Consider the following 18,904-nt stretch of genomic DNA (forward strand, 5'->3'; position numbering starts at 1 on the left):
CCGGGCAACTAGCCCCACGCAAAACACAGGCCGCCGCCGATGACTCATCGGCGGCGGCCTATTTCGTCCGGCGGTTGGCCGGGCGCAGCCCTAAGGGGGTTTGGGGGCTTAGCCCCCATTTCCCCTTACCTCTTTTCGTCAGAAAAGCGTGAGCGCCTCGGGCGCGGGCGCTTTCGCGGCTGCCGCGCGGCGGCGCGGGGTCTGCGGTGCGGCGTGGGTCTGGGGAACGGCGATCATCTCCGCGGTGGGCGGCTTCTCGCTCGGGGGGGATGACCGGGATCGGTTCGGTGCTGGGCTCGACCGGGATGGGTTCGGTGACCGGGTCCGGTTCCGGATCGGTGCCTACTCCGGAGGCGGCGACCTGGCGCGCCGCTCGACCGGCAAGACTGTCGGCCTGTTCGTTGAAGTAGTTGCCGACGTGACCGCGGACCCAGCGGAAACGGACAGGCCCGGGGCGGGTCGCGATGGCGCGGTCGATCTGCTGGATCAACTTCAGGTTCTTGACCGCTCCACCGGTGGAGGTCTTCCACCCGTTGTTGCGCCAGCCGTTGATCCACTCGGAGGCGCATTTGATGGCGTAGAGGGAATCGCTTTCGATGAGCATCGGTTCGGAGCCGGGATGGGCGCGTACCGCTTCCAGCAGCGCGCGTAGCTCCGCGATCTGATTGGTGCCCGAAGGCGCACCGCCGCTGGCCGATCCGCCCGCGTGATTGACCCAAGCCCAGCCGATGGCTCCGCCCGGGTTACGCAGGCACGATCCGTCGGTGCTCACGATGATCATGCTCGCCACCCTACGCAATCCCGCCGACAAGATCCGTTCCGTGGAATTCCTCTATCTCCCTACGCAATTGCGACTCGGTTCGCCGCACCGCCGATTGTACGGCGGCCGCGAGAATTCGGGAGAGCAGGCGTCCGGTGCAGCCGGTGGGCGCCCAGTACTCGGTTTCCGAGGTCAGCACGGCGCGACCGTACCCGAGCGGGTCGAAGCGCAGTGTGATGACACAGAGGGTGGGCTGCGCGGGCGTCGGCTTCCCCTTCCGGCGCCCGCGCAGCGTGTACTCGATGACCGCATTGCGGCGGTAGTCGGTGATCTCACACTCGACCGTGGGATGCCACAGCCCGGCCCGCAGGGTTGCTGCGAAGAGGGCTCCCGAACCGTGATCGATGTCCCCGATCGGTTCGAAGGCGGCGACGGCGAAGGCCCAGTCCGGCACGAACTGATGGTTGTCCGTGTAGGTGAACGCGACTTCCACCGGCGCCCCGACGTCGCTCGCGTATTTGAAGTGGCCCATAGGTGCTCCCGTTCCCACGGCTGCAACAAAAGTACTACAGATTTCCTATTTATTGGGCCGGACCCGCGATTCACAGCAAGTTCGCAGCAGAATTCCTGCCGATCAGTTGTCCAATTGCGCGGCGATATGCGCGGCGATGGGGAGTGCGGAGGTGGCCGCGGGCGAGGGCGCGTTGAGCACGTGCACCGAGCGCGGCGTCCGTTCGATCAGGAAATCGTGCACCAGCGTCCCGTCGCGCAGCACCGCCTGCGCGCGAATGCCCGCCTCGCGCGGCAGCAGATCGGCCGCGGTCAGCTCGGGACAGTAGCGCTGGCATTCGGCCAGATATCCGCGCTTGAACAGAGAATTGCGCATTTCCCGCAAACCGGTCCCGGACATTGGCCGCCGCCACCCGATGGAATCCGCGGAATCCCAGGATCTCCCGCGCATCCCGGATATCCACGCTGCCCTTGCGGTAGCCCTCGCGCGCCAGTCCGAGCACCGCATTCGGCCCGACCGTCAGCTCGCCGTCGATGGTGGGGCTCAAATGCACGCCCAGGAACGGCAGTTCGGGATCGGGAATCGGATAGATCAGGGTGCGGACCAGATCCTTGCGGTGCGGCGGCAGCCGGTAGTACTCACCGCGGAACGGGACGATGCGCAGATCGATCCGCAGTCCGGCCAGCCGCGCCAGGCGATCGGCCTGGAGTCCGGCGCACACCACCAGCCGGGCCGCGCGCCAGCTGCCGGTGGGCCCGGAAACCGTGACCGCATTGTCGTTCTCGCTGATGGCGGTGATTTCGGCGCCGAGCACGAGCTCGCCCCCGGCCGCCCGCACCCGCTGTGCGAGCGCCCGCGTCACGCGGGTGTAGTCGATGATGCCGGTGCTCGGCACGAACAGCGCCCCGACACCGGTCACCCGCGGTTCCCGGCGCACCAGCTCGGCGGCATCGAGCAGTTCCACCTCGACGTCATTGGTCACCGACCGCTCGTACAGCGCCAGCATGCGCGCGTACTCGGCGGAATCGGTGGCCACCAGCAGTTTTCCGCATTCTTCGAACGGAATGTCGTGGGCGGCCGCGAGTTCCTTGGTCCAGGCCGCGCCCTGTCGGCACAGCCGCGCCTTGAGGCTGCCCGGCTCGTAGTAGATGCCCGAATGGATGACCCCGCTGTTGTGCCCGGTCTGGTGCACGGCCAGCTCATCGTTCTCGAGCAGCAACAGGCTCGCACCCGGATGCTGCTCGAGCAGGCGATGCGCCGTGGCCACGCCGACGATTCCGCCGCCGATCACGCAGTAGTCGTACACATCACGAAGTCTCACACAGCGGTGACCGCGACGTCCTCCACATGGCTGTGCGGCGGCGTCGACGCTCCCGCGACGGCGGAACTCGTGCCCGCGGTCTCCTCGGCCACGGTCTCCGGCGGCCCGGCGGTGGCGTCGCCGGGCTCCGGTTGCGCGGGCGCGTTCTGGACCGCCCGTGCGTTGCGCCGCGCCACCTGTACGCCGTGCTGCCCGATGGCCGGATCGGAGACGGTCACGGTGAACTCCCCGCGCAGGGTGTCGAATTCGGTGCGCACCTGGGTATTCGCCGTCGGATCGGCTCGCAGGCCGAGCGTCTGACCCAGTTCCCCGCGCAGCACCAGATCCGCCACCGCGGCGAAGATATTGGTGTCGAGCGTGAGCGTCACCGAATTGCGCTGTGCGGGAGCCACTTGCGCGCCCACATAGGCATTGCCGAGCCGCACCTGCCCGGTGATCCCGGCGGGCCGCTGCGGCACAATGGGTTGGTGCGCCGCCCCGGCGACCGCGGGCAGCCCGGACAATTCGTGCGACTGCACCGGATAGGTGATGAAAAACTATGTGAGCCCGATGGTCTCGGCTCCGGGCTGGTAGTCGACCGGCAGCGGCGATCCCGCGGTGTCGTCGAGCCCCGGCAGCGGTCCGCGCGGCCCGCTGGGCCCGGCGAGAATGCTGCTGCCGGAGTGCTGGGCTTCGGGCATCTGATTGGCGATATAGGAACCCGCGGCAACGGTCAGGCCGATGCTGGCCATACCCGCGGTGATGATGGTGCTGAAGCGGAGCGCCTGGCGGGTGCGCCGGGCCGACCGGGCAGCCGTCGTCGCCGTCAGCTGCGACATTGGTGCGTCCTTTCCCTCTCCCCTGGTCCCCCTGCGTCTTTCGACGCAACGACCCGCACCTTTGAAAGTCGTACGCCCGTCCAGATTACGCCCGCAAGATCGCGAACTTCAGTAACGCCGGGTTACATGTGTTCGCGAGAGATCGGGATCACATCTCGGACACCACAAGATACACATGTTTCCGCCGTCTGGCAGCTGGGTAAAAAACCCGTAGCGGCGAGCGCCGACTCGACTGCCATCGAGGACCTCCGGCCAACGGCGTCCGGTCGGCACCAGGCACGGCGCACCCACGGTAGGCGCTCGCTCCCTTCATCAGGGCGAACCCTTCGTGGGGGCTGTGCATCGAAGCTCGAAGTGGGAATCGGGGATTCGGCCGGAGGCCGGAAACGGGCGGCGGGTCAGGCGAATTGACCCGCCGCTCGTCCCGTTCCGGGGGGACCCGCGAAAGCCTGTGCCAGGCCGAGTCATTCGGCGGCGTCCGCGCCCGCGACCGTCAGCGCCAGATCCTCGATATGCCGCCGCTGGGTCACCAGCAGGCAGAAATTCGCGGCGGGACCGGTGACGCGCTGGGCCGCCTCGACCGGCCCCCAGGTCCATACCGTTCCGTCCGGAGCGGTCAGTTCGATCCGGAACTCCTCGCTCGGCGGCGTGCGCCCGTGCGTCAGATAGGAGAAGTTCCGGGTCCGGATGCCCAGGTGCGCAATATGCTTCAGCCGCGCCGTCGGGGTGCGCGCGATGCCGAGCGCATCGGCCACATCCTGCCCGTGCGCCCAGGTCTCCATCAGGCGCGCGGTGGCCATGGAGGCGGCGCTCATGGGCGGCCCGAACCACGGCGGCTTGACGCCCGCGGGCACTGTCCGCAGCGCCTCGACCAGGGCGTGCCGCTGCTCGCGCCAGGTGGCCAGCAATTCCGGCGGGGGTGTGCGCGCCTCCTCCTCGGCGGCCTCGTCGACGAAGGTGAGCGCCTTCGGCAGCGCCGCCTGCACCGCCGCGTCGAAGGCCGCGGCATCGGTGACGGCCAGCACCGCGATGCGATCGGTCCAGGTGAGATGTCCGATCTGATGCGCGATGGTCCAGCCCGCGGCGGGGGTGTCGCGCTGCCAGGCGGCGGGTCCAGGTCCGCGATCAGGCGATCGAGGTCGTCGCATTCGGCGGTCAGGTCGGCAAGCAGTGCCTCGAGGTCGGCCATACCACTAATACAAGCACTCGTGCTTGTATTAGGAAAGGGTGCGGCTACCAGCCGAAAAGCACCAGGTGCACGGCGCCGACCAGCAGGCCGAGCGCCGCGCCGTGCAGATAGAGCAGCCAGGCGTCCTGTTCCACCGAGGCGTAGAACATCTCCATGAACTCGCCGGGGGTGAGCTGTTTGAGCTTGCGCGCGGCGAAGTCGTCGATCTTCTTGGCCTGGGTGGCCGCGAACTCCGCGTCCTCGACCAGACTGGGCGCCAGCCCGGCCGCCGCCCCGGCCGCGCCGACCTTGAGATTGTCGAACTGCCGCTTGCCGAAGACGGTGCGCACCACGGTATGGGTCGGGCCCAGCTGCCGGTGGATCTCATCGGCGATGAGCCGTTCCAGCAGCTGCCGGGTCTTGTCGCCATTCGGGCCCTCGAGCAGTTCCTTGGCCAGATTCGGCAGCGTCAGCACCTGATAGGCCAGGATGCGCGCGAGATCGGCGGCGGCCTCGGGCTGTCGCTTGGACAGCAGCGCCTGCTTCCACAGGTACTTGTAGCGCGGCTGCGGATCGCCGGGTTCGAACACCATCTTCACGGCGATGACGTTCACGATGACGCCGATGGCGGCCGCCGCGCTCAGGATGACCGCCCAGCCCGGGATCCAGCCGATGACCGGAATGCTGTGGTGCACATGCATGTACAGCGCCAGCAGCAGGCCGAACGGCGCGCCGAGCAGACCGATGCGCACCATGAACTTGAGTTCGGGCGCGGCAATGGTGGTGGTGAGGTCCTTGAGGATCTCCGGGTTCTCCCGCAGATACCGGATGACGAAGCTCTTGATATCGATGAGCTGGTCGACATTGTCGCCGAGCTGTTCGAAGGCGCGGCGCGCCAGTGTGGGCAGTTCGCGTTCGACGCGCTGGTACAGCACATTGCGCACCGCCCGCGGCACGGCTCCCCACAGGTCCGGGTTCTCCCGGTACATGATCTCGTTGACCATGGACGGCACCTGTTTGCGGCCGACCTCGGCGATGTAGTCGGCAATGCCGTCGAGATCGAGTTCGTGAATGAAGTCCTTGGGACTGCCGATGCGCATGATGGCGACATCCACGCAGATGCTGGCCATTTTCTCGGCGCGCGCGGGAATGAAGCCCTGGAAGCCGAGCCGCTTACCGTCGCCGGAGAAGGTCGGCAGCACCTGAACCCGTCGCGGCAGATACGGATAGAGGATGTCGAGTCCCGGAATCCGGATGCCGCGGAAGTAGATCGGCCAGAACAGCATGAGCACGCCGGTCCAGTTGGTGAGCCACCCCGCAATGGCGCTGAAGAGCGGGAAACTGACGAGATCGACGACGAAGCGGGGCTGGCCGGTCAGTTGTTCCCAGTCCAGGAACAACCCTGAGGCCAGTGTCGTCATAGCAGCGTCCCCCTGAGGCCAACCGGTTGGTGAGAAAACGGACATTCAACAGTCTCACCGGTTCGGAGTGCTGTCAAAAGGGGTGTGGCCTGGAAGAACGCGGCGTGTCGGGTCGATAGGGTGAGCCCGCGTTCGCGTGGCGAGCGCATTCCTCGGAGACCAGGAATACTGGTCAGCCGACCAGGACGTTATCGAGGGAGATCGCTCATGACCGTGGACCGCCGTGGCTTCCTGACCGGCGCCGCAGCCACCGCCGCCGGACTGGCGGCCGCCACCGCCGCACCGGCCTGGGCCCAGCCCGCACCGGCCCCGACCGTGGACAAGTTCCCCTTCCCCGCCGCGAGCGCCCTGCGGATTCTCGTCACCGGCGATGCGGGCACGGGATCGCGCGCGCAGTGGGCGGTGGCCGATGCCATTCGCGCCCAGCACGCGGCCGACCGGTTCTCCTTCGCGCTCGGCCTCGGCGACAATGTCTACGAACAGGGCCCGTGGTCCGATGACGACGCCCAGTTCGCGGCCAAGTTCGAGGACCCCAATCACGATCTCGACTTCCCCTGGATCGTGGTGCAGGGCAATCACGACAACACCGCGGTGCTGCCCGGGGACGGCGGCTGGCTGCTGCGCGGCGATCACTAGGTGGCCTATCACGCGCGGTCACGCCGCTGGTGGATGCCCGCGCGCTACTACTCGGTGCGCCTTCCGCAGGAACGGCCGCTGGTCGAATTCTTCGTCCTGGACCTGAATCCCATTGCGGCGCTGCTGCCGCCGGTGATGAACGCCTACTGGTCCAAGGACGGTCAGTTCATGACCGAGCAGGCCGCCTGGCTGGATAGCGCGCTGGCCGAGTCCACCGCCAAGTGGAAGATCGTCTGCACGCATCACCCGTATCTGAGCAATGGCACCCATGGCAATGCGGGCCAGTACGACGGCATTCCGTTCGCGCCCGCGAACGGGCAGTGGGTGAAGGAGTTCTTCGAGGCGCACGTGCTCGGCCGCGCCCAGTTCATTCTGTCCGGGCACGACCACTGCCTGCAGGTGCTCGAGCCGAATGCCGCTTCCAAGGGCACCCGCCAGATCGTCTCCGGCGCGGCCGCCAAGACCACGCACAAGGGCGCCGACAATCCGGCGCTGTTCGAGAACTTCGGCGATGTCGGGTTCATGACCCTCGACCTGACCGATTCCACGGCGGACCTCGGGGTTTTCACCGTGGACCCGTCGACCGCCCAGGCCACCAACGCTTTCCAGCGCCGATTGGCCTAGGGCTTCAGCACGATCCGGATCGGATTGCCCTCCTTGGATTCCAGGGCGTGCACGGCCTTGGCGGCATCGGCCAGCGGCACGACCGCGCTGACCGAGCGGGAGAACTCGATCCGGTGCAGCTCTTGCAGTTTCACCAGTTTGGCGACGTCCTCGGGCGCGGAACCGTAATGCCCGCGCAGCTACTGCTGGAAGAAGCTGAACGCCGTGCCGTGGGTGATGGTGATCGGCTTGTCGGTGAGCCCGACCAGCACCAGCCGTCCGTGCGGGGCCAGGCAGATGATCGCCTGCTCGCGCACCGCCGCCACCCCCGCGAAGTCGAAGGCGGCCGCGAGGCCGGTTCCGGTGGCGGCGAAGATCTTCGCCCGCAGGTCCGGATCGGCGGGATCGAAGGCCAGGTCCGCGCCGAATTACAGGGCGCGCTCCCGCGCGGCGGGCAGCGGATCCACGGCGATGATCGGGGCCGCGCCGACCAGGCGCAGCAACTGCACACCGTGTGCGCCGAGCCCGCCGACGCCCCAGACGCCCACCGGCTCACCGGGTTTCACCTCACCGGTCGCGGTGATCGCGCCCCAGGGCGTGGATACCGCGTCGGGAATGAAGCAGGCCTGTTCGAAGGGCAGATCGTCGGGAATCGGCACCAGGGTGTCGATGCGGGCGAGGGTGTATTCGGCCCAGCCGCCGTCGTAATCCACACCGCGCGTATAGGTCCGGCCGCCGCGCGCCTCCCTGGCCTGCAGCACCACGCGGTCGCCCACCTTCGCCTTGGTGACGCCCGGTCCGAGCGCGTGCACGGTCCCGGCCACCTCGTGACCCAGCGTCACCACGTCACCCTCGAGGAACAGCGGCGTCAGCGTGCCGTCGATGAGGTGCACGTCCGACAGGCAGACGCCCGCCGCCTCCACCTTGACCAGCACATGGTCCGGGCCGGGCTCGGGTACGGGCACCTCGTCCAATTCCAGGCTGCGGTTCGGTCCCAGATGCAGTCGTGCGGCCAGCATGGTCATGGACTCCTCAGAACGATCGGTGCGTCGGTGCTTCCGGGCGCCATGGTAGGTGCGCGGTGAGGAATTCGTCGATGATCGCGGTGACCTCGGACTGCCGTTCCAGCATGGGCACATGCCCGCAGCCGTCGAGCCATTCCGCGCGCTCGGGGCGCAGTTTCTCATTGAGGGCGCGCCCGGCGGTCGCGGAGAGCACCCGGTTTCCGGTGCCCCAGATGGTGCAGACCGGCGGGAGGGCGGCGCGATCGGGCCAATCATCCAGTGCGGCGAAGGAATCCAGGTCGCGGACCAGACCGGTGAGCGCGCGCACCGGGAAGCCCGCGGACAGCGGGCCGACGTAGGGGCTCTCGCGGAAGGCGCGGCGACTGCTGAACCAGTACCGCATGGCGCTGAGCGCCAGCCATTTCGGCATGTGCAGCCGCTGCACGGCCCGGACTCCGAGGACCGGCATACCGCGGGCCAGCCGTGCGGGCAGGCGCTGATCACCGTGCATGGCGGTGGATTCGGTGAGCGGATTGACCGCCACCACCGCGCGCACCAGGCCCGGATAGCGGCGGGCCAGGGTCAGACTGGTGGCCGCGCCGACGCAGTTTCCGGCCAGGCCGACCTCGGTGAGTTCGTTCCAGCGCAGGAACTGCCGGACCGTGTTCACATACAGTTCGAGCCCGTAGCCGCTCGCGGGTTGGTCGGAGGCGCCTTATCCGGGCAGATCGAGGGCGTAGACGCGGTATTTCCGTGCGAGCGCGGTGATCTGGGGCGTCCAGACGATATGGGATCCGCCCGCCTGGTGCAGCAGCACCACCGGCGGCCCGCTCGCGCCCCGCTGAATGTAGGCGACCCGGATGCCTTCGAACCGGAAGTGTTCCATGACGCTGCCCGCCTCCCTGCGCCCCCATTCCATGGTCTGTCATGGCGGCCGGCGCGGGGGCGGGAATCGGATCAGGAGTTCCGGGCGGGATCCGAAATCTCTTCGAGCACTTCGGAATACCAGCGGAACAAGTGAAGCGGTTGCGCGGGAGGGGATTTCAGCAGCTCGGCCCAGCACGCCGCCACGGCGGCCCGCGCCGCAGCGCCGATCCAGGGTTGGGGCAGCAGTTGCGGCGGCAGCAGCGGATCCGCTTCGTTGGCCCGGTCGAATTCGGTGGCCAGGGCGATGGCCATGGTCAGCCGTTCGATGTGCGCGGCGTCCGGTAGCCGGGGCAGGAGGCGCTCGGCGGTGGCGAGCAGTCGCCGATGACCGTCCGCGATCTTCGCGATGGGCCACAGGTGCTCGGCGAGATCGTGGGGGGCACTGTGCCCGCCGACCGTGAGGTCGGTGCTGGTGAATGTGGTGACGTGGTCGTTTACGCCGAGTCGCGCGGCGGCGGAACGGATCAGCTCCTCCCACGGGTTGGCCGAGACGTACAGCCCGCCCTGGATGGGGGCGCCGCCGAGCCGCAGGATGGCGTCGCGCATGGCGTCGCGCGCCTGCCGCGCGGATTCCGGCACCCCGAAGGCCGCCAGATGCCAGGTCCCGTCCCACGGCGCCTGCCCGCGATCCTGGGCGTACATGTAGCGCACGAATTCCAGATCGGGTTCGATGACCCCGCGGGTCAGGTCGGTGGCGTGCAGGACCGCCTTGCGCCCGCGCCCTTCCTGCGTGAACCGCCCCTCGGCGACGAGCCGTTTGATGCACAGCCGGACCTGCTGATCGCTCATGCCGAGCGCGGCGGCGACGTCGTACAACTCGCCCGCGTCGATGGTCGCGTCGGCGCGGATCATGCTCTCGACCAAGGTCCGCGTGGAGATCTTGGCGTCGTTGTCGAGCGCGCTGTCCATTGGTTCACCTCCCGGCGGTCGCGGTGAGTTCCTGTTCTACCAGGTAGATCGGAGTGCCCGGATCGCGCCCGAGGGTCCGGCCCAGATCGGCGAAGAACCGTGCGGGATCGATGACCTCGTCGGGTGCGTGCACGCCTGGTGTGCGGGCGCTGCCGTCGAGGATCTGATACATGCCCAGCGCCAAGGGGATTCCGGTCGCCCGCGCCATATCGGTGAAGATGCCGTGGATCGGATCGGTGCTCGGACCGGTCAGATTCGGGTGGGCGAGCACCGTGAGGTCGCGGCCGTGCCGGACGCCCGCGACGAGAGCGAAGAACGGCGGCAGGTTTCCGGGGCCCTTGGTGCGCAGGGCCGTGGGGATCGAGCGCAGGGTGCGCAGGAGAGTCGGCGGGGCGAGTTGCGCGGCCGCGGTCTCGTTCGTCAGGCGGCCGCTGTCGATATCGCGGCGCAGGGTGTCGAGATAGGCGAGGGTGCCGCGTCGGAGGACCATCAGATTGACCGCGTCGCCGCTGGGTTTCAGGCTGCGCCGCAGCGTGATCGGCTCCGGATGGCCGATGGAGTAGTCGGCGCCGCTGCGGCCGCCGGGCAGGGCCAAGGGAATCGGCCGCAGCGGCCGGAGCTCGGTCAGCGCTCCGGCCCGGACGGCGGTGATGACCCCGCTGGCCTGCTGCATCCAGTGCACGGCCGCCGCGGTGGGTCTTCCGTCCGCGCCCAGGATCTGTTCCTCGACATCGATATTCGTCTCGCCCGCGTCGACCGGCCAGACGGTGTACACGTCACGCACGGTATCGAGTTCGGCGGCCGCGAGGGCGGCGAGCAGATTGCTCATTCCGGGGCTCGCGCCCATGCCGATCACCGCGCAGACGCCCTGCTCCCGGGCGGCGGCGTCGAGTTCGAGCACCTGGAGCGTGGGCTCCCAGTCGTCACAGATATCGAGGTAGTGGGTTCGCGTCTCGATGGCGGCGCGCAGCACGGTCGGTCCGAAACGGTAATACGGCCCAACGGTATTGAGCACCAGATCGGTCCCGGACAAGGCGCTCCGCAGCGCGCTGTCCTCGGTGACGTCGACCTCCAGTGCGCGCACCGGAACCGGCGCGTCCGCGAGCGTGCGCGCCAGGCGTCCGGCCGCGCCGAGATCGCGATCGGCGATGACGATCTCCTCGATACCCGCCAGACCGGCGGCGATGCGGACCGCGACGGCGCCCATGGCGCCCGGGCCGCCCAGTGCGAGAACCTTCATTTCGAACTCCTGACGATGGCTGGCGCTTGCCGTTCGGCGAAATTCCGCAGGTTGTCCAGATATCCGGGCGCATACAGCGAGCGCGGTGCGAACAGTGCCACCAGGACCGATCGCAGGCCCTGGTCATTGTCGAGATCCGCCCGCGCGATGGTGTGCGAGGCATTCGGATACAGGTCGACGGTGAGCAGGCCGGTCGGCACCAATTCCCGGTAGACGCGGGCGGTTTCGGCGACATCCACGTTGAGGTCCTGTTCGCCGAGTGCGAGCAGCACCGGAATCCGCAGCCGCGGCAGCCACTCGCTGACATCGGAGAGGTAGTTCCGTCCGGCGAATCGCCAGCGGTCGGCGGACATCGGCGCGGGGTCCACCCCGGCGGCGAGGTACTGCTCGTAGGTCGCGTTCGCGCGCAGGAGTTCCAGGACGCCGGTGCGGCGCTGGCGGGCCGCCGCGATCTCGGTGTCGGACGCATTCCGGTGCCCCAGTTCGGCATTCGTGTTGTACTCACCCTGCCGCAGCCAGTTGATGGCGGGTCCGGCCAGGATCACGAACTGCAATTCCGGATGCCGCACCGCGACCTCGGGCACCACCCACCCCGCCTGGCTGATCCCCCACATCCCGATCCGCCGCGGATCGATATCGCCGCGCGCCGCCGCCCAGGCGATCGCCGCCTCGGCTTCCACGGCCCGATCGTGCATGGTCTGATCGAGCCAATTCCCCGGCGCGCCATTGATTCCCGGCTTGTCCCACGACAGCGACGCGTATCCGGCCCGCGCGAACGATTCCCAGAGCGGCCGATAGAACGAATCCTGATCGGCGTCGGCCGGACCATCGCCGTGCACGAATACCACCAGCCCGACCGGTCCATCCTGATCCTTCGGCAGCGCCAAGGCGCCCTGCAATGGCTGCGTCGGGCCGGGGATGGTGACGCGCTCCTCCGTCATGGCGAAGTCGTTCGCGACCACGACCCAGACGCCCGCGGTCAGTGCGAGGGCGATGACGCTCCCGATCGCGATCGTCAGCCGGAGTACCCACCTGCTGCGGAACATGGTCCGATAGTATCCAAAAAGTATCATTCATAAAACGATCGTTCAGAAATTGATATAAATCAGTGTTCGCCCCGGGCGAACAAGCTGCTGGAACAAGTCCAGGGGGGTCGGGGTTGAGTAGGTATCGCTCAACCTTGGAAGGGGTCGAAGTCGTGACAACACCACAAAACCTGCCGGTCCTGTTCCTCACCGATCCGATCGTGCTGCCCGGCATGATCGTGCCGATCGAGTTGGATGAATCCGCGCAGGCCGCAATCGACGCCGCGCGGGCGGGCAAGGTCAACCAGGTGTTGGTCGCGCCGCGGCTGGACGAGGGCTACGCCAGCTACGGCGTGGTCGCCACCATCGAACAGGTGGGGCGCATGCGCGGCGGCGCGCCCGCCGCCGTGCTGAAGGCCGAGGGCCGCGCCAAGATCGGGCACGGGGTGACCGGGCCGGGCGCGGCGCTGTGGGTCGAGGCCGAGCCGGTCGAGGCGCCCGTCGCCGACGGCCGCACCAAAGACCTTGCGGCCGAATACAAGAAGCTGGTCGTGGCCGTGCTGCAGCGCCGGTAGGCCTGGCAGGTCATCGATGCCGTCAATCAGCTGACCGAGCCGTCCGCCATTGCCGATACCGCCGGGTGGGCGCCCTACCTGAGCAATGAGCAGAAGCGCGAGCTGCTCGAGACCGAGGACACCACCGTCCGGCTGACCAAGCTCATCGAGTGGACCAAGCAGCACATCGCCGAGACCGAGGTCAACGAGAAGATCAGCGAGGACGTCCGCGAGGGCGTCGAGAAGAGCCAGCGCGAATTCCTGCTCCGCCAGCAGCTCAATGCCATTCGCAAGGAGCTGGGCGAGGACGAGCCGGACGGCGCCGACGATTACCGCACCCGCATCGAGAATGCCGACCTGCCGGAGGATATTCGCGAGGCCGCGCTGCGCGAGGTGGGCCGGTTGGAGCGGGCCAGTGATCAGAGCCCGGAGTCGGGCTGGATCCGCACCTGGCTGGATACCGTCCTGGAACTGCCGTGGACGGTGAAAACCACCGACAGCACCGATGTCTCGGCCGCTCGCGCGGTGCTGGACGCCGATCACCACGGGCTGGACGAGGTCAAGGACCGCATGGTCGAGTACCTGGCCGTGCGCGCCCGCCGGGCCGCGCGGAATCTGGAGGTCGTCGGCGGTCGCGGTTCCGGCGCGGTGCTGGTGCTGGTCGGCCCGCCCAGTGTGGGCAAGACCTCGCTGGGTGAGTCGGTCGCGCGGGCCCTGGGCCGCAAGTTCGTTCGCGTCGCCCTGGGCGGCGTGCGCGACGAGGCCGAGATCCGCGGTCACCGCCGCACCTATGTGGGCGCCCTGCCCGGCCGGATCGTCCGCGCCATGAAGGAGGCCGGTTCCATGAACCCGGTGGTCCTGCTGGACGAGATAGACAAGGTCGGCTCCGACTTCCGCGGCGACCCCGCGGCAGCCCTGCTCGAGGTCCTGGATCCCGCGCAGAACCACACCTTCCGCGACCACTACCTGGACCTCGACCTGGACCTGTCCGACGTCCTGTTCATCGCCACCGCCAATGTCATGGACACCATCCCCGGCCCGCTGCTGGACCGCATGGAGCTCATTACCGTCGACGGCTACACCGAAGCCGACAAGGTCGCGATCGCCCGCGACTTCCTCATCCCGAGGCAGCTCGAGCGCAATGCCCTGACCGGCGCGGAGGTGTCGATCACGGAGGAGGCGCTGCGCGAGATCGCCGCGAACTACACCCGCGAAGCCGGTGTTCGCCAAATGGAACGCCTGATCGCCAAGGCGCTCCGCAAGGCCGCCACCAAACTGTCGGAATCCCTGGGCTACGATCAGGATCTCGGCTACGAGAACTCGGCCGCCATCGTCATCGGCCTGGACAACCTGACCGACTTCCTCGGCCGCCCCCGCTTCACCCCGGACTCGGTGGAACGCACCGCCGTCCCCGGTGTGGCGACCGGCCTGGCGGTCACCGGCGCGGGCGGCGATGTCCTCTACATCGAGGCCAATGCCGCCGAAGGCGACCGCTCATTGACCTTGACCGGCCAACTGGGCGACGTCATGAAGGAATCCGCCCAGATCGCCCTCACCTACGTCCGCTCCCACCTGGAGGAAATCGGCATCGAGCCAAAGGTCCTGGACCGCAATATCCACATCCACTTCCCCGCAGGCGCAGTCCCCAAGGACGGCCCCTCCGCAGGCGTCACCATGGTCACCGCCCTGGTCTCCCTGGCCCTGGGCCGCCAGGTCCGAGCCGACGTCGGCATGACCGGCGAGGTCACCTTGAACGGCCGAGTCCTCCCCATCGGCGGCGTGAAGCAAAAACTCCTCGCCGCCCAGCGAGCCGGTCTGAAAACCGTCTTCATCCCGGCCCGCAACGAACCGGACCTGGACGAGGTCCCCGCCGAGGTCCTGGCAGCCCTCGACGTCCGCCCCGTCGCCGACGTAGCCGAAATCCTGGCCTACGCCATCGAACCGATCATCGAATCCACCCTCGACCGCCCAGCCCTGAGCGCCACCGCGTAACCGGCCAGGCCCGATAGCACAACCGAATAGCAACGGACCGCGCATGTTTCACATGAAACGAAACCCGCGCGGTCCGTTCGTATCCCGTGCTGCCGGAGCGGTCTAGAACTCCCCGGCTACGGACAGGACGGTGCGGCCGGAGTGGGTGCCTTCGAGGATGGAGCGGAGGACCGGTTCGGCTTCGGTTATGGGGGCGTGGTTTTCGAGGAGGGAGAGGTGGCGGGGTTTCAGGTCCTTGGGGAGTCGGGCCCAGAGGTCGCGGCGGGGGCCGATGGGCATGTGGGCGGAGTCGATGCCGAAGAGGGAGATGCCTCGGAGGATGAAGGGCATGACGGTGGTGGGGAGGTCGGGGCCGCCGGTGAGGCCGCTGACCGCCGCCGCGCCGCCGTATTTGATGGTGCTGAGGATATGGGCCAGGGATTGGCCGCCGACGCTGTCGACGGCCGCCGACCATTGGGCCTTGCCGAGGGGGCGGAGTTTTTCGCCTTCGGCGGGGAGGCGGCCGATCACCGATGTGGCGCCCAGGGTTTGGAGGAGTTCGGTGGCGCCGATCTTGCCGGTGGAGGCGATCACCTCGAAGCCGAGGGCGGCGAGGATGTCCACGGCCACGGTGCCCACGCCGCCGGTGGCGCCGGTGACCAGGACCGGACCGGCGGCGGGGGTGAGGCCGTGGTCGAGGAGGGCCTGGACGCTCATGGCGGCCGTGAAGCCCGCGGTGCCGAGAGTTGCCGCCTCGCGGGGGGTGAGGCCCTCGAGTTTCACCACCCATTCGGCGGGGACGCGGGCGTATTCGGCGTAGCCGCCGTGATGGGCGACGCCGATATCGTAGCCGTGGGCGACGACCAGATCGCCGGGGGCGAACTCGGCGGATTCGGAGGTGACCACCTCACCGGTGATGTCGATGCCTGGGATCAGCGGATACTCGCGGATGACGCCACCCTTGGGGGTGATGGCCAGTCCGTCTTTGTAGTTGGCGCTCGAATAGTGGACTTTGATCGTCACATTGCCGGGGCCGAGGAAGTCGTCGTTGACCGTTTCGCGGATGAGTGCGATACCGCTGTCCGTTTCGTGGGCCACCATCGCCTGGAACTCCATTGACCGAGCATAAGACCGGCGGTGCTGGTCAGGGCCGCTAAGCGCGGGATTCACAGCTTTACCTCGCGGGTAATCGCTTTCGTTCCCGGGCTGCGGCAACCTGAGATCAGCAAGCGAAACGCTAAGGAGTGCAGTAGATATGGGATTCTTCCGGACCGCCGACGGCACCGATCTCGCCTACGAGGACTACGGCACCGGCACCCCGATGGTGTTCGTGGCGGGCTGGTCCCTGCACAGCGATATGTGGGAGTACCAGGTGCCGTTCTTCCTGGAGCAGGGATATCGCTGCATCCTGCTGGATCGCCGCGGGCACGGTCGCTCGGATCGGCCGTCCACCGGCTATGACGTGGACACCCGCGCCGATGATCTGGCCGCATTGCTCGACCAGCTCGACTTGCGCGACGTCATCCTGGTCGCGCACTCGGCGGGCGGCGGTGAGGTGGTGCGCTACCTGGCCCGGCACGGGCAGGACCGCATTGCGCGAATCGCCTTGCTGGCGCCCGCCATTCCGTTCATGTGCCAGACCGAGGACAACCCGGTCGGCGTGCCGCGCGCGGCACTGGAGGCCTCGCAGGCGCAGTTCCGCGCCGACCGGCCGAAGTGGTACGCCGACCGCGGGCAGGGCTACTTCGCCACCCACCTGGGAACCGGTGTGTCGCAAGCGGTGATGGACGCGGAGATGCAGCGCTGCATGCAGGCCGCACCCTATGCGGCGCTGGTCATGCAGCGGGAGATCTTCACCGCCGACCATCGGGCCGACGTCGCCGCCCTCACCCTTCCCCTGCTTTTGCTGCACGGCATTCCGGATCAGTCGATCCCGATCGACGTGTCCAGCCGGCAGGCCATCAAGCTGGCGCCGCACGCGGTCTACAAGGAATACCCGGATGCCGGGCACGGCCTGTACATCAGCCACGCCGCGCAGGTGAATGCCGACATCCTGGAATTCCTGAAGAGCTGATCAGGCGAACTTGTGGGATCGCTTGCCCGCGAAGGCCGCGATTCCCTCGGCGCCGTCGGCGGATTCGGCGCAGTGCGTGATGAAGGCGGCCTCGGTGCCCAGCTGTTCCTCCAGGGTGTGCTGGGAGGACACCAGCAGCAGCTTCTTCACATTGGCATTGGACAGCTGGGGCCCGTTCGCGAACTGCTGGGCCAGCTGCTCGACGGTCTCGGTGAGTTCGGCATCGGGCACCACCTGGTGCAGCAGTCCCCAGTCGAGGGCTTCCGGAGCGGTGAGGACGCGGTTGGTGAGCATGAGGTCCTGGGTGCGGCGGATGCCGATCAGTCGCGGCACGTAATAGGACGCGCCGCCGTCGGGGCTGAGCCCGACTTTGGTGTAGGCCATGGTGAACGAGGCCGATTCGGCGGCGACCACCAGGTCACCGGCAATGGCCAGGCTCATGCCCGCCCCGGCCGCGGTGCCGTTCACGGCGACGATGAGCAGCGCGTCCATGCGCGCGAAGGTGGAGACCGAGCGGTGCAGGGTTTCGGCCAGCTTGTCGATGAAGGCCCCGGTGTCGTCGGCGGCCGCCATGGCCCGCACATCGCCGCCTGCGGAGAAGAACTTGCCCGCGCCGGTGAGCACCACGACCTTGATGGCCGGATCGTCGGAGCAGTGCGCGGCAGCGTGCGCCAGTTCATCGGCCAGCGCCTGGTTGATCCTGTTGGCGGCGTTCGGCCTGTTCAGGGTGATGCGGGCAATGGGGCCGTCCTGTTCGAACTGGATGGTCTCGTAGTTGCTCATCAAGGGGCGCCTTCCGTCGGATACCTGCCGCACAGCATGTCAAACCCGGCGATCACGGTTCGTCCGGGGCGAATTCGACACGCACCCCGAGCAATCGGATGGGCCGGTCCAGTTCGAACCGGTGCAGGACCTCCACGGCCGTCCGCACGATCTCGTCCACATCGGAGCTGGGCTGCGGCAGCTTCCGCTGTTTGGTGCGTGTGAAGAAGGTCTTGGTCCGCACGGTGACCCCGACCCGCCCGATGGCTCGCCCGCGAAGGTGTCCGCCGCGACCTGGGCCGCCAGCCGCGCAATGGCCGCATCGAACTCGGCGATCTCGGTGAGATCCTGCGGAAAGGTCTCGGACCTGCTGTGCCCCACCGGTTCTCGCGGTTCCGCGATATCGGTGTCGCCCGCGCCGTGGCCGAGCACCCATAGATACGGCCCGGTATTGGGCCCGAATTCCGCGGCCAGCCGCTCCCGGTCCGCCGCCGCCAGATCGGCCACGGTCTCGATGCCCAGGGCGCTCATCCGTTTCGCGATGCGCGCCCCGATCCCCCACAGCGCCGTGGTCGGCCGATGTGCCATGAGCTCAACCCAGTTGTCCGCGGTGAGCCGGAATGTCCCGGCCCCGCCCTCGGCGGCCGCATCCCCGGACTTGCCCACCGCCTTGGCGAATCCGGTGGCGAGCTTGGCCCGGGTCTTATTGTCTCCGATGCCGACCGCGCAGGTCAGCCCCAATTCCTCGATGGCCGCGCGAATCTCGCGCGCCAGTTGCTCGGGATCATCGGTGTCGACCGCCAGAAAGGCCTCGTCGAAGCCGAGCACCTCCACCCGCCCCGGAAATGTCCGCAACAGCGCCATGATCTCCTCCGACGCCTCGGCATAGGTGGCCAGATCCTGCGGCAGGAACACCCCGTCGGGGCAGATCCGCAGTGCCGTCCGCAAGGGCATCCCGGCTCGCACCCCGAACGCTCGCGCCGGATACGACGCGCAGGACACCACCTTCCGCGGTTCCATCGGATCCCCATTGCCGCCCACGATGACCGGCTCGCCGCGCAGTTCCGGATGCCGCCGGAATTCGACCGCGGCCTGGAATTGGTCGAGGTCGACGTGCAACAGCCAGCGCGCCACCCCTCCGCCATACCGCATGGTCTGCCGAAATGTCGGAAAAGGGGCCTTGTGCCGAACAAGGAAACA

At 68.0% G+C, this 18,904-nt stretch carries 16 protein-coding genes and 5 pseudogenes; 4 read left to right on the plus strand and 17 right to left on the minus strand.

Going from position 1 to position 18,904, the window contains the following annotated elements; translation table 11 throughout:
* Window positions 1-286 precede the first annotated feature (286 nt).
* The 7 genes and pseudogenes from NC4_RS39965 to NC4_RS04475 form a co-directional block, all read right to left on the minus strand.
* Window positions 287-781 (minus strand): annotated as a pseudogene (locus NC4_RS39965) (ribonuclease H family protein); the annotation flags it as partial.
* A 10-nt stretch (window positions 782-791) separates the two neighbouring features.
* Window positions 792-1,292, minus strand: coding sequence for an SRPBCC family protein (locus tag NC4_RS04450; RefSeq protein WP_067532664.1), 501 nt, complete (start codon window positions 1,290-1,292; stop codon window positions 792-794).
* A 70-nt stretch (window positions 1,293-1,362) separates the two neighbouring features.
* Window positions 1,363-2,577, minus strand: coding sequence for an L-2-hydroxyglutarate dehydrogenase (gene lhgD, locus NC4_RS04455; protein WP_369690668.1), 1,215 nt, complete (start codon window positions 2,575-2,577; stop codon window positions 1,363-1,365).
* Window positions 2,578-2,588: 11 nt separating this feature from the next.
* The gene (locus NC4_RS04460; RefSeq protein ID WP_067532667.1) at window positions 2,589-3,110 is read right to left on the minus strand and encodes a hypothetical protein; all 522 of its coding nucleotides are present in this window, start codon (window positions 3,108-3,110) and stop codon (window positions 2,589-2,591) included.
* 18 nt (window positions 3,111-3,128) lie between these two features.
* Window positions 3,129-3,410, minus strand: coding sequence for a hypothetical protein (locus NC4_RS04465; RefSeq protein ID WP_067532670.1), 282 nt, complete (start codon window positions 3,408-3,410; stop codon window positions 3,129-3,131).
* A 398-nt stretch (window positions 3,411-3,808) separates the two neighbouring features.
* Window positions 3,809-4,599, minus strand: a pseudogene (locus tag NC4_RS04470) (TIGR03084 family metal-binding protein).
* A gap of 44 nt (window positions 4,600-4,643) precedes the next feature.
* Window positions 4,644-5,999: a DUF445 domain-containing protein gene (locus tag NC4_RS04475; RefSeq protein ID WP_067532673.1), complete on the minus strand. Its 1,356-nt coding sequence runs from the start codon at window positions 5,997-5,999 to the stop codon at window positions 4,644-4,646.
* A 207-nt stretch (window positions 6,000-6,206) separates the two neighbouring features.
* Here NC4_RS04475 and NC4_RS45050 point away from each other — a divergent pair.
* A pseudogene (locus NC4_RS45050) lies at window positions 6,207-7,259 on the plus strand (metallophosphoesterase).
* Here NC4_RS45050 and NC4_RS44385 read toward each other — a convergent pair.
* The 7 genes and pseudogenes from NC4_RS44385 to NC4_RS04510 all read right to left on the minus strand — a co-directional run bounded on the left by NC4_RS44385 (window position 7,256) and on the right by NC4_RS04510 (window position 12,364).
* Window positions 7,256-7,393, minus strand: coding sequence for a hypothetical protein (locus NC4_RS44385; protein WP_369690671.1), 138 nt, complete (start codon window positions 7,391-7,393; stop codon window positions 7,256-7,258). The pseudogene NC4_RS45050 and the gene NC4_RS44385 overlap by 4 nt on opposite strands.
* 45 nt (window positions 7,394-7,438) lie before the next feature.
* Window positions 7,439-7,654, minus strand: coding sequence for a zinc-binding dehydrogenase (locus NC4_RS44390; protein WP_369690674.1), 216 nt, complete (start codon window positions 7,652-7,654; stop codon window positions 7,439-7,441).
* Window positions 7,655-7,666: 12 nt separating this feature from the next.
* Window positions 7,667-8,263: an alcohol dehydrogenase catalytic domain-containing protein gene (locus NC4_RS44395; RefSeq protein WP_369690672.1), complete on the minus strand. Its 597-nt coding sequence runs from the start codon at window positions 8,261-8,263 to the stop codon at window positions 7,667-7,669.
* 7 nt (window positions 8,264-8,270) lie between these two features.
* Window positions 8,271-9,161 (minus strand): annotated as a pseudogene (locus tag NC4_RS04490) (alpha/beta fold hydrolase).
* Window positions 9,162-9,199: 38 nt separating this feature from the next.
* Complete coding sequence (locus tag NC4_RS04500) at window positions 9,200-10,078, minus strand: DNA-binding transcriptional regulator (protein ID WP_067532682.1); 879 nt, start codon at window positions 10,076-10,078, stop codon at window positions 9,200-9,202.
* Between the two features lie 4 nt (window positions 10,079-10,082).
* Window positions 10,083-11,318, minus strand: a complete 1,236-nt coding sequence (locus tag NC4_RS04505) for a saccharopine dehydrogenase family protein (protein ID WP_067532685.1) — start codon at window positions 11,316-11,318, stop codon at window positions 10,083-10,085.
* The gene (locus NC4_RS04510; RefSeq protein WP_157554274.1) at window positions 11,315-12,364 is read right to left on the minus strand and encodes an alpha/beta hydrolase family protein; all 1,050 of its coding nucleotides are present in this window, start codon (window positions 12,362-12,364) and stop codon (window positions 11,315-11,317) included. Before NC4_RS04510 ends, NC4_RS04505 begins: the two co-directional genes overlap by 4 nt.
* A 152-nt stretch (window positions 12,365-12,516) precedes the next feature.
* Between NC4_RS04510 and NC4_RS45055 the strand changes: the two genes are divergently transcribed.
* Window positions 12,517-12,918, plus strand: coding sequence for an LON peptidase substrate-binding domain-containing protein (locus NC4_RS45055; protein ID WP_439957478.1), 402 nt, complete (start codon window positions 12,517-12,519; stop codon window positions 12,916-12,918).
* Window positions 12,919-12,966: 48 nt separating this feature from the next.
* On the plus strand, window positions 12,967-14,889 hold the full coding sequence (gene lon, locus NC4_RS04515; protein WP_439957479.1) for an endopeptidase La: 1,923 nt from the start codon (window positions 12,967-12,969) through the stop codon (window positions 14,887-14,889).
* A 102-nt stretch (window positions 14,890-14,991) separates the two neighbouring features.
* Here the strand turns inward: lon and NC4_RS04520 are convergent, their stop codons facing one another.
* Window positions 14,992-15,984, minus strand: a complete 993-nt coding sequence (locus NC4_RS04520; RefSeq protein WP_067532689.1) for an oxidoreductase — start codon at window positions 15,982-15,984, stop codon at window positions 14,992-14,994.
* A gap of 139 nt (window positions 15,985-16,123) precedes the next feature.
* Between NC4_RS04520 and NC4_RS04525 the strand changes: the two genes are divergently transcribed.
* On the plus strand, window positions 16,124-16,942 hold the full coding sequence (locus NC4_RS04525; protein WP_067532692.1) for an alpha/beta fold hydrolase: 819 nt from the start codon (window positions 16,124-16,126) through the stop codon (window positions 16,940-16,942).
* Here the strand turns inward: NC4_RS04525 and NC4_RS04530 are convergent, their stop codons facing one another.
* Complete coding sequence (locus tag NC4_RS04530; RefSeq protein ID WP_067532695.1) at window positions 16,943-17,725, minus strand: enoyl-CoA hydratase/isomerase family protein; 783 nt, start codon at window positions 17,723-17,725, stop codon at window positions 16,943-16,945.
* A gap of 52 nt (window positions 17,726-17,777) precedes the next feature.
* A pseudogene (locus NC4_RS04535) lies at window positions 17,778-18,838 on the minus strand (DNA polymerase IV).
* Window positions 18,839-18,904 lie beyond the last annotated feature (66 nt).

The organism is Nocardia crassostreae (genome assembly GCF_001613405.1).
Lineage (GTDB): Bacteria > Actinomycetota > Actinomycetes > Mycobacteriales > Mycobacteriaceae > Nocardia > Nocardia crassostreae.

Excerpts from the sequence above, each read along its gene's own strand:
- NC4_RS04530 (WP_067532695.1), bottom strand. The coding sequence starts at position 17,725 with ATGAGCAACTACGAGACCATCCAGTTCGAACAGGACGGCCCCATTGCC.
- NC4_RS04465 (WP_067532670.1), bottom strand. The coding sequence starts at position 3,410 with ATGTCGCAGCTGACGGCGACGACGGCTGCCCGGTCGGCCCGGCGCACC.
- NC4_RS44395 (WP_369690672.1), bottom strand. The coding sequence starts at position 8,263 with ATGACCATGCTGGCCGCACGACTGCATCTGGGACCGAACCGCAGCCTG.
- NC4_RS04510 (WP_157554274.1), bottom strand. The coding sequence starts at position 12,364 with ATGTTCCGCAGCAGGTGGGTACTCCGGCTGACGATCGCGATCGGGAGC.
- NC4_RS04525 (WP_067532692.1), top strand. The coding sequence starts at position 16,124 with ATGGGATTCTTCCGGACCGCCGACGGCACCGATCTCGCCTACGAGGAC.
- NC4_RS04520 (WP_067532689.1), bottom strand. The coding sequence starts at position 15,984 with ATGGAGTTCCAGGCGATGGTGGCCCACGAAACGGACAGCGGTATCGCA.
- NC4_RS04500 (WP_067532682.1), bottom strand. The coding sequence starts at position 10,078 with ATGGACAGCGCGCTCGACAACGACGCCAAGATCTCCACGCGGACCTTG.
- NC4_RS04450 (WP_067532664.1), bottom strand. The coding sequence starts at position 1,292 with ATGGGCCACTTCAAATACGCGAGCGACGTCGGGGCGCCGGTGGAAGTC.
- NC4_RS04505 (WP_067532685.1), bottom strand. The coding sequence starts at position 11,318 with ATGAAGGTTCTCGCACTGGGCGGCCCGGGCGCCATGGGCGCCGTCGCG.
- NC4_RS04475 (WP_067532673.1), bottom strand. The coding sequence starts at position 5,999 with ATGACGACACTGGCCTCAGGGTTGTTCCTGGACTGGGAACAACTGACC.